Origin of the sequence: Gordoniibacillus kamchatkensis (genome assembly GCF_000829455.1) — a bacterium.
In the GTDB taxonomy this organism is placed as follows: Bacteria; Bacillota; Bacilli; order Paenibacillales; family NBRC-103111; genus Gordoniibacillus; species Gordoniibacillus kamchatkensis.
On record NZ_JXAK01000114.1, the window covers coordinates 1 to 8826 of the forward strand.

Consider the following 8826-nt stretch of genomic DNA (forward strand, 5'->3'; position numbering starts at 1 on the left):
TCAAACACTTTCTTCGAACGCATTTTGTCCCGCCTCCCATTACCTTTAGTTTAATTAATTGGGGGCTTGGACTCCAGTTTAATTAGGGGGCCTAGGAGATTCTACCGCTAGTTCCGTGTAGCTTGTACTTTCATTAGAAATATCGACGATTTACCATGACATTTTCCCGTTAACCCCGCTTTATTCGAGATTTTGGCCGATTTAAGGGGAGGTTTTCCGGCAACTGCAACCGGTCAGGCGGACAGAACCGCATTTGTACAGAAACCATGGATGTAAACCGCGTCTTCCTGCTGCATAATGCGCAAATGGCGGAGGGAGGCATCCAGCCGAACCGATGAATTCCGTAAGGACGACTATGGTGGTCCGTTCATCTGCGCCAAAGAGCGCAGGCAAAAAATAGCTTGTCAGCGTCCGTCCGGCTGGCCTATAATCGATGAAGAGTAACGGAACAACCCATACAGCCGATAGGTGCCCGCAGCTTCAGCGCTGCAGGTTAAAAGGGAAGCCGGTGCAAATCCGGCACGGTCCCGCCACTGTAAACCGGGTAACGCCCCCAAGCGCCACTGTCTTTGCCGGACGGGAAGGCGGGGCGGCGTGCGTCCCAACGCTTTTGCTCCATCGGAAAGTATAGGCGAGCGCCTGTACTTGTCTGGTTCCGCTGCGTGCGGTGAACGCGTACGCCCCAAAGGGCGGCGCAAGCCGTATGTCCCGGAAGCAAAGCAAAGCTGACGCACACCCGCAAGTCAGGAGACCTGCCTATTCGGTCAGGCTACGTCATCCTTCGAGGAAAGGATTGCGCTAACCGGAATAGCCGTGCGCTGCGACGCTGCAACTGCTGCCGCCTGCGCGCCCTGCGGCTGCGATTTTCCGCTTAACGTCCCCTCTGCCTCGCGGCGGAGGGGTTTTTGCCTTCATCAGCAAGTATGCGCTATGCCTATACTTGGGCTTATTCCGCTACTAGGCGTTAAGCTGGAGAAGGAACGGCGAGCAATGTGCCGGGCGTCTCACAGCCAGCTTAACGCCGGCAAACGCGCGCGTTCCGAAGGACGGCGTTAGCCGTTTATCCCCGGTCATGGAGCGCGACGCATCGTTGGAATAAACCGATGCCACAAAGGAACAGACAAAGGAGAGAGACTGGCATGAGCATGAACAAGCAATGGAGAAAAACGGGACTCGCCTGGACGGCGATCGGCGCATTCGCCCTCGCGCTCGCAGGCTGCGGCGCGGCCGGCAAGGAGAATACGGCCCCGCAGACGGAGCCGGCGAAAGTCGTTTCGTCTGAAGCCGGCAGCGGCAAACCGGCGGCCGGCGCGCTGAAGACGCAGTACCCGCTAAAAGAAAAGGACGCGACCGGCAATGAGTTCACATTCGCGAAAGCGCCGGACAAAATCGCCTCGGTGTCGCCGGCGGAGACGGAAATCTTGTTTGCCTTAGGACTCGGCGACAAAATCGTGGGCGTATCGGATTTCGACGATTATCCGGCGGAAGCGAAATCGAAGCCGAAGCTCGGCGGCGTCGTGAAGCCGAATACGGAGGCGATGATCGCTACGGGCGCCGATATCATTTTCACAGGAGTATCGATGAAGAAGGACGCCGTGGAGCAGCTGCGCGGGATGAATCTGAACCTGTTCAAGGTAGAGCCGAAGACAGTCGCCGACGTTATGAACGACGTGCTGCAATTCGGGCGCATCACTGACCGTCAGGAGCAGGCGGAGCAAGTTGTGGCGAAGATGAAAGCCGACATGCAGAAAGTGCAGGACGCCGTAAAAAGCGTGCCGCAGGAGCAAAAAAAGAAAGTGTACGTCGAGTTTTCTCCAGGCTGGACGGTTGGCAAGGGAGAGTTCATGGATGAGCTCATCACGCTTGCCGGCGGCATCAACGTCGCCGCAGACACGAAGGGCTGGAACCAAATCAGCGAAGAAAAAATCATTCAGGCGAATCCGGACGTCATTTTGTACGCGAGCGACGTCGTCGACGATAAGACCAAGAAGACGATGGACCAGTTGATTCGCGGACGGAGCGGCTGGGATCAAATTAACGCTATCAAAAACAACCGGGTCATCGGTCTCGCCTCCGGACCGTTCAACCGGCCCGGCCCCCGCCTGACGGAAGGCTTGCTAGCGATGGCCAAAGCGATCTATCCCGATCTGGTGAAATAATGAAGCGCAAGCTTGGCAATGGGGAGGAGGGGGGCTGCTCCTCCTGCTTCTGTCGATTGTGGCGAGCTTGTCGCTCGGCTCCGTCACGGTGCCGGCAGGACATATCGTCGGCATCGTCGCATCGCACGTGCCGGGGCTCGGCGGCTATTCGCCGCACCCCTGGTCCGTTCAGGAAGAACAAATTATTTGGAAGGTGCGGCTGGCCCGGGTGGCGCTCGGCATGCTCGTCGGGGCGGCTTTGTCGCTGGCGGGCGCGGCGTTCCAAGGGGTGCTGCGCAATCCGCTGGCCGATCCGTTCACGCTCGGCGTATCGTCGGGGGCATCGGTCGGGGCTGCGTTTCTGCTCTATTTTGGCCTTCAGACCGCTTTTTTCGGGCAATGGACGCTGCCGCTCATCGCCTTCGTCACCGCGCTGGCGGCGCTTGCGGTCGTGCTGCGCATGTCGGTCATGGACGGCAAATGGCACATAGAGACGCTGATTTTGTCCGGCACTGTGATGCAGGCGTTTCTCGGCGCTGTGGTGGCCTTCTTTATCGCTATGTCCAAGCAAGTCATCAACGACATCGTGTATTGGCTCATGGGCTCGCTTGCGATGCGGGGCTGGGCGTACCCGGCGCTCGTCGGGCCTTACGTTGCGCTCGGCTTCGTCGTGCTGCTGGCGCATGCGAAGGCGCTCAATCTGTTTGCCATCGGGGAGCGGCAGGCCGCGCATCTCGGCGTCAACGTGGAAAGAACGAAAATCGTCGTGCTCGTCACCGCCTCGATGCTGACCGCGGCGTCGGTGTCGGTAGCCGGCGTCATCGGCTTCGTCGGGCTCATCGTGCCGCATCTCGTGCGCCTTACCGTCGGGCCGGATTACCGGCTGCTGCTGCCGTTATCGGCGCTCGGCGGGGCGATTTACGTCCTCTGGGCGGATACGCTCGCGCGCACGCTGCTCAGCCCGACGGAAATTCCTATCGGCGTCGTCACCGCCTTCCTCGGCGCGCCGTTTTTTTATGATGCTGCTGCGCAGGCACAAGCGGGCGCTCGGAGCATGAGGGGAGTGTGAGCACGGTGGACATGACGCTTTTGGAAAATGATGCCGGAAGCCAGCCGCAGACAGTCATTCGCACCGAAGGAGCGGCCAAACGCTTCGGCTCCGGCGTCGCCTTGCAGGGCATCAGCTTTACGGCGCGGCGCGGGGAATGCCTCGGCATTCTCGGCCCGAACGGCAGCGGCAAATCGACGCTGCTTCGCATCGTATCCGGCGTGGAAACGCCAAGTGCCGGAACCGTCGAAATCGAGGGCAGGCCGATTGCCGCTTACGGACGAAAGGAGCTCGCGCGCAAGCTCGCCGTGCTGCAGCAGGACGCGCTGCCGCCGGTCGGTTTTACGGTGCGCGAGGTCGTGGAAATGGGCCGGTACCCGTATCAAAGCTGGCTCGGCGACGACGAGCCGGGAGCGGCGGAGCTGGTCGACGCGATCATGGAGCGGCTCGGCCTGCAGCCGATAGCGGATCGCGCCGTCGACAAGTTGAGCGGCGGTGAGAAGCAGCGGGTCGCTCTCGCCAAGGTGATGGCGCAGCAGCCGCAGCTTCTGCTGCTGGACGAACCGACGACGTTTCTCGATATTGGGCATCAGGTGCAGATGATGGATTATATCAAGTCGTGGCAGCGCGAAGCCGGTCTTACCGTAGTAGCGGTGCTGCACGACATCAATTTGGCGGCGCAATATTGCGACCGGCTGCTCGTGCTGCGGCAAGGAAAGGCTGTGGCGGAAGGGACGCCGGAGCAGCTCGTGCGCAGCGAGCTTATCGCCGACGTGTACGGAACGGAACCGATCGTACTGGCGCATCCGGTCAACGGTGCGCCGCAAATATTGCTGCGCACCGGCGTGAACGAACAGCAGGAGCGAGCGAAAGGATGAAGACGGCGATGGAAAAGACGACGGTTTCACAATTGCAGCAGCTTATCGGGCGAATCGGGGCTGTTGATGCGGAGGCGGAAGCGGCAGCGGGGGTCAGGCTCGATCAGCTGACGAAGCCGCCGGGCAGCCTGGGCCGGCTCGAGACGCTGGCGAAGCAGCTGGCGGCGATTACCGGCGAGGTAATGCCTGCATTCGAGCGGAAGGCGGTCATCGTCATGGCCGGCGATCACGGCGTATGCGAGGAGGGCGTCAGCGCCTTCCCGGCGGAAGTGACGCCGCAGATGGTGTTGAACTTCTTGAGCGGCGGGGCGGCGGTCAACGTTTTCACGCGCCAAGCTGCGGCCGAGGTCGTCTGCGTCGATGTCGGCGTGAATGCCGATCTGTCGCATCCCGGACTCGTGTCGCGTAAAGTTCGCCGCGGGACGGCGAATTTGGCTCGCGGGCCGGCGATGACGGAAGAGGAGGCGGCGCAAGCCGTACTGGTTGGGGCCGAACTGGTTGCTGAGCTCGTGGAGCAAGGCTTTCGGATGTTCGGCACAGGCGATATGGGGATTGGCAATACGACGCCGAGCGCCGCTCTGCTTGCGGTGCTCGGCGGGGTGCCGGTCGCGGAGGCGGTCGGGCGCGGCACGGGCGTCGACGATGCCGGCGTAGCGCGCAAGATTGGGGCGATCGAGCGCGGCATCGCCGCGAACGAGCCCGACGCACGCGATCCGCTCGGCACGCTGGCGAAGCTCGGCGGGCTGGAGATCGCCGGCATCGCCGGCGTATTCTCGGCGCGGCGGCGCAGCGGTGTCCCGTCGTCATCGACGGGTTCATATCCACTGCGGCGGCGCTCGTGGCCGCCCGGCTCGCACCGGCTTGCAGCCGTACATGATCGCTTCCCATCTGTCGCAGGAACGCGGCCATGCGCGGCTGCTGCAGGAGCTCGGGCTAACGCCGGTGCTGCAGCTCGACATGCGGCTAGGGGAAGGGACGGGTGCGGCGCTGCTGTTCCCGATCATCGACGCCGCCGGCCGCATGATGCGCGAGATGGCGACGTTCGAAAGCGCCGGCGTGTCGCGGGAATGAACTTTGTAGCGCGCAGCGCTATTCGGGAAAGGAAGGATCGGCATGCTGACGCTCGTAACGGGCGGCGCCCGCAGCGGCAAAAGCGGCTTCGCCGAGCGGCTTGTGCGGCACGAGCATAAAGCCGGCATATACATCGCCACCGCGCAAATATACGATAACGAAATGCGGGAGCGGATCGAGCTGCATCGGCGCGAGCGCGAGGCGTCGGGCTTTGCTTGGCGGACGGTGGAGGAGCCTCATGCGCTGAGCGCGCTGCTGCGCCGCTTAGGGGCGGAAGCGCGGCTTGGGCGTGGAGACGAGACCGGGGGGGAGGCCAGCGGCGGTGGCCCAGCCGTGAATGCGGCAATGCGCCCCCAGCGTGTGGGTGAAGCCGGGGCGGATGCTCGTGGCGTTGACCCGGGCGACGGCGTGGAAACGCGATCCGAGCGTGCGGCTGAGGCAGGAGCTGACGCCAATGGCGCCGACCAGGCCGGGAGCGCGAATGAGGCGCTTTTGGCAGGCACCGCGTCTCGCGACGAGGCACCAGGCGTACTCGTCGACTGTTTGACGCTGTGGCTGTCGAACCGGCTGCTGCGGCACGAGCATGAGCCGGAACGCGATCGGCTGCTCGATGCGGAAATCGGCGAGCTAGTCGCGGCGGCGGCCGCTTTTCCAGGGCGGCTCACGATCGTGACGAACGAAGTCGGCAGCGGCATCGTGCCGGAATACCCGCTCGGCCGCCTGTACCGCGATTGGGCCGGACGTCTCAACCGGCTAATGGCGGAGCGGGCGGAGCGCGTGTTTCTGGTTACTGCCGGGATCCCTGTCGAGCTTAAACAATTGCAGTACCGTTTCCCGCATGGCAGTTCCGGAGAAGGGGGAAGCTGACATGCTTCTCTTCGGCTACACGCTGCAGGAAACGATGGCGATGTCGCTGGCCGCCGTTGTCATCGACTGGCTCGTCGGCGATCCGGCGCGGCTGCCGCATCCAGTCGTCGGCATCGGCCGCTGGATCGTTTTCGCCGATCGCCGTTTGCGCCGGCCGGGACTTTCGCCGTCCGCCCTGAAGCTGCGCGGCGTCGCGCTACTGCTAAGCACGCTGCTGCTTGCTTCCGGCGCTGCTGCGCTGGCGGTCGGCGTTGCCCGCTGGCTCCACCCCTACCTCGGTTATGCCGCAGGCACCTGGCTCATCAGCACAACGCTTGCCGTCAAAGGGCTAAAGGACGCCGCCATGAAAGTTTACAAGCCGCTCAGTGGCGGCAATTTGCAGGATGCGCGGAAGTATACCGGCTACATCGTCGGGCGGGATACGGCCGGGCTCGGCGAGGAGGAGCTGACGCGGGCCGTCGTCGAAACCGTTGCGGAAAACATCGTCGACGCCTTCGTCTCGCCGCTTCTGTTCGCCATTCTCGGCGGCGCCCCGCTGGCGATGCTGTACCGCGCGGCGAATACGCTCGATTCAATGGTCGGCTACAAGAACGACAAGTACGTTCATTTCGGCTGGGCTTCGGCACGATGGGACGACGTCATGAATTACGTCCCTGCTCGCCTTGCCGGCGCGCTCATTATCCTGGCCGCGGCCATCGATCCGCGTCTGGCCGGCGTTCGCGCGGCGCGCTCGATCCGCCGCTTCGCCAAGCTGCACCCGAGCCCGAACAGCGGCATCCCCGAAGCGGCGGTGGCGGGCGCACTCGGTATCGAGCTCGGCGGCCGCAACGTATACTTCGGCGTCGCCAGCGAGCGGGCGCGTCTCGGCTGGCCGCTGCGGGAGCGGCGGCGGGACGACATTTTGGCGGCAGTGCGCATCTTGTATGCGGTTAGCGCACTCGCAGCGGGAGGTTTGGTGATCGGATTATGGCTCCACGCCTAAAAATGTCGCTGCACGCCATCGCCGCCGCCTTCCAGTTTTTGTCGCGGCTGCCGATGCCCGTCACGGTGCCGTTCGAGGAAGCGACGCTGGCGCGCAGCGTTGTCGCCTATCCGGCGGTAGGTCTCGTCATCGGCTTGCTTGTCGCCGCCGTCTGCGCCGCCGCCGGATGGCTGCTGCCTGCGCTGCCGGCCGCCATCATCGCGCTTGCGGTGTGGGTCGGGCTGACCGGCGGCCTCCACCTGGACGGCCTCATGGATACGGCCGACGGCCTGCTCAGCCACCGCTCGCGCGAGCGCATGCTGGAAATAATGAAAGACAGCCGCGTCGGGGCAATGGGCGTCATCGCCGGCTGCATGCAGCTGCTCTTGAAGGCTGCGCTGCTGACGTTATGGACCGGCGACGCGGGCAGGCAGGCGCTTCTGCTGCTGCCGGCGGCGCCGCTGCTCAGCCGCGCCTTCCTGCTGCGGCCATCGCCGGCTGGCCGTACGCCCGCGCCGAGGGCTCAGGCCTCGGCAGCTTGTACCGCGGCGTGACGCGCCGTCACGCCGGAGCGGCGGCGCTGCTTGCCGCGCCGCTAACGCTGGCGCTGGCGCTGGCCGCCTTCGGCGCGGCCCGCTGGCCGGCGGCGCTGGCTGCGGCCGCCGTGCTGGCAGCCGCAGCCTATGGCGCCGGCTGGGCGATCGCGCAGCGCATAAGCCGCAAGCTTGGCGGGCTGACCGGCGACACTTACGGCGCGATCAACGAGCTGCTGGAAACGTTGCTGCTGGCGCTGATGGCAATAGGAATACATAAGGGGCTTTTTTTAACATATAATTTATATCGCTGGGCTCTATAACCGCGCTTATCATTCAATCGGGAAACGATGCTCGTCCGTTTCCATTTGAATTGAAGCTTCAAACCCGGATGAAGGCGGCGGTTACATGAGCTGCGGCTTAGAACACTACATGAGAGCGATGCTGAGGCTTAACTGGAATTCCTCCTGTTCACGTTTCTGCTTGATACGGTTGCATTCAATTACATGGAAAACCTGCCGCTAATTACATCAAATTCATCCGAAGTAGGAGGATCCAGTGATTTTACAGGAGGTTTTCCCGCTAACCCCGCCCGGATTCAAGATTCCGGTTAAATTAGCGGGAGGATTTCCAGCTACAGCAGACGGTCGGGCGACCAGGCCGCACCTCCGCTGAGCAACCATCCGTAAAAAGCAGCGTCAAGCGGAACGTTTTTGCCAAATAGCGCGGCTTTCGGCAACCGTCGACGCTACATTCACCTGAAGAAGCTTGTATGAGCAGACTGCAGACGCACGAAAAGAGCGGATGAAAACCTCAGGCCGAACAAAGCAGGACTGGGAACTTGAACAGGATTGCGATTCCGTTCAAAGGATCGGATTTGGGGGACACCTGCTGGCGGGCAGGGCATTAACCCATATGCTCATGCCGCAGCGCACCTTTCCTTGCAGCAATAACGGAGGGTAGCTCCATGATTGCGCGGATGGAGGGGCACCGGATCACCCTTAACGGAACGCAGTTCCGTTATTCGGCGGATAGACGGGCACCAGATCACCCGTAACGGAACGTTGTTCCGTTATCGGTCCAAAATAAGAGCAATTCTCGCTTAAACTGCGGGGATAACGTACTCTCGTTCCGTTAATTTCGGGAAATATTCGGGAAATTGGCTGATAACGGAACGCAGTTCCGTTATTCCGCGGATAGACGGGCACCAGATCACCCTTAACGGAACGTTTGCAGTTAGAATAAAAAGTGGACACTCCGATAAGGGAATTAGATAATAATCCTACGAAACAAAGGGAGTGTCCACTTATGGGAGAACAGCGTCAACGAT

5 protein-coding genes, 2 pseudogenes and 1 riboswitch are annotated in these 8826 nt (G+C 62.2%); all 7 genes and pseudogenes read left to right on the plus strand.

Going from position 1 to position 8826, the window contains the following annotated elements; genetic code table 11:
• The first annotated feature begins 449 nt into the window (after nucleotides 1-449).
• Nucleotides 450-774: riboswitch (cobalamin riboswitch) on the plus strand.
• Nucleotides 775-1145: 371 nt separating this feature from the next.
• Entirely contained in the window at nucleotides 1146-2159 is a 1014-nt protein-coding gene (locus tag SD70_RS31800) for an ABC transporter substrate-binding protein (protein ID WP_041052625.1), read from the plus strand.
• A gap of 58 nt (nucleotides 2160-2217) precedes the next feature.
• On the plus strand, nucleotides 2218-3207 hold the full coding sequence (locus SD70_RS31805; protein ID WP_231571719.1) for a FecCD family ABC transporter permease: 990 nt from the start codon (nucleotides 2218-2220) through the stop codon (nucleotides 3205-3207).
• An 11-nt stretch (nucleotides 3208-3218) separates the two neighbouring features.
• The gene (locus tag SD70_RS31810; protein WP_052488119.1) at nucleotides 3219-4064 is read left to right on the plus strand and encodes an ABC transporter ATP-binding protein; all 846 of its coding nucleotides are present in this window, start codon (nucleotides 3219-3221) and stop codon (nucleotides 4062-4064) included.
• Between the two features lie 8 nt (nucleotides 4065-4072).
• Nucleotides 4073-5135: pseudogene (gene cobT / locus SD70_RS31815) on the plus strand (nicotinate-nucleotide--dimethylbenzimidazole phosphoribosyltransferase).
• A 42-nt stretch (nucleotides 5136-5177) separates the two neighbouring features.
• Nucleotides 5178-6002: a bifunctional adenosylcobinamide kinase/adenosylcobinamide-phosphate guanylyltransferase gene (locus tag SD70_RS40600; protein WP_052488117.1), complete on the plus strand. Its 825-nt coding sequence runs from the start codon at nucleotides 5178-5180 to the stop codon at nucleotides 6000-6002.
• A 1-nt stretch (nucleotide 6003) separates the two neighbouring features.
• Nucleotides 6004-6984 (plus strand): adenosylcobinamide-phosphate synthase CbiB, encoded by a 981-nt coding sequence (cbiB, locus tag SD70_RS31825; protein ID WP_041052623.1) that lies wholly within the window; start codon nucleotides 6004-6006, stop codon nucleotides 6982-6984.
• Nucleotides 6985-7037: 53 nt separating this feature from the next.
• Nucleotides 7038-7819 (plus strand): annotated as a pseudogene (cobS, locus tag SD70_RS31830) (adenosylcobinamide-GDP ribazoletransferase).
• The last annotated feature ends 1007 nt before the right edge of the window (nucleotides 7820-8826 follow it).

Coding starts and splice junctions, on each gene's coding strand:
- SD70_RS40600 (WP_052488117.1), top strand. CDS start 5,178: ATGCTGACGCTCGTAACGGGCGGCGCCCGCAGCGGCAAAAGCGGCTTC.
- SD70_RS31810 (WP_052488119.1), top strand. CDS start 3,219: ATGACGCTTTTGGAAAATGATGCCGGAAGCCAGCCGCAGACAGTCATT.
- SD70_RS31800 (WP_041052625.1), top strand. CDS start 1,146: ATGAACAAGCAATGGAGAAAAACGGGACTCGCCTGGACGGCGATCGGC.
- cbiB (WP_041052623.1), top strand. CDS start 6,004: ATGCTTCTCTTCGGCTACACGCTGCAGGAAACGATGGCGATGTCGCTG.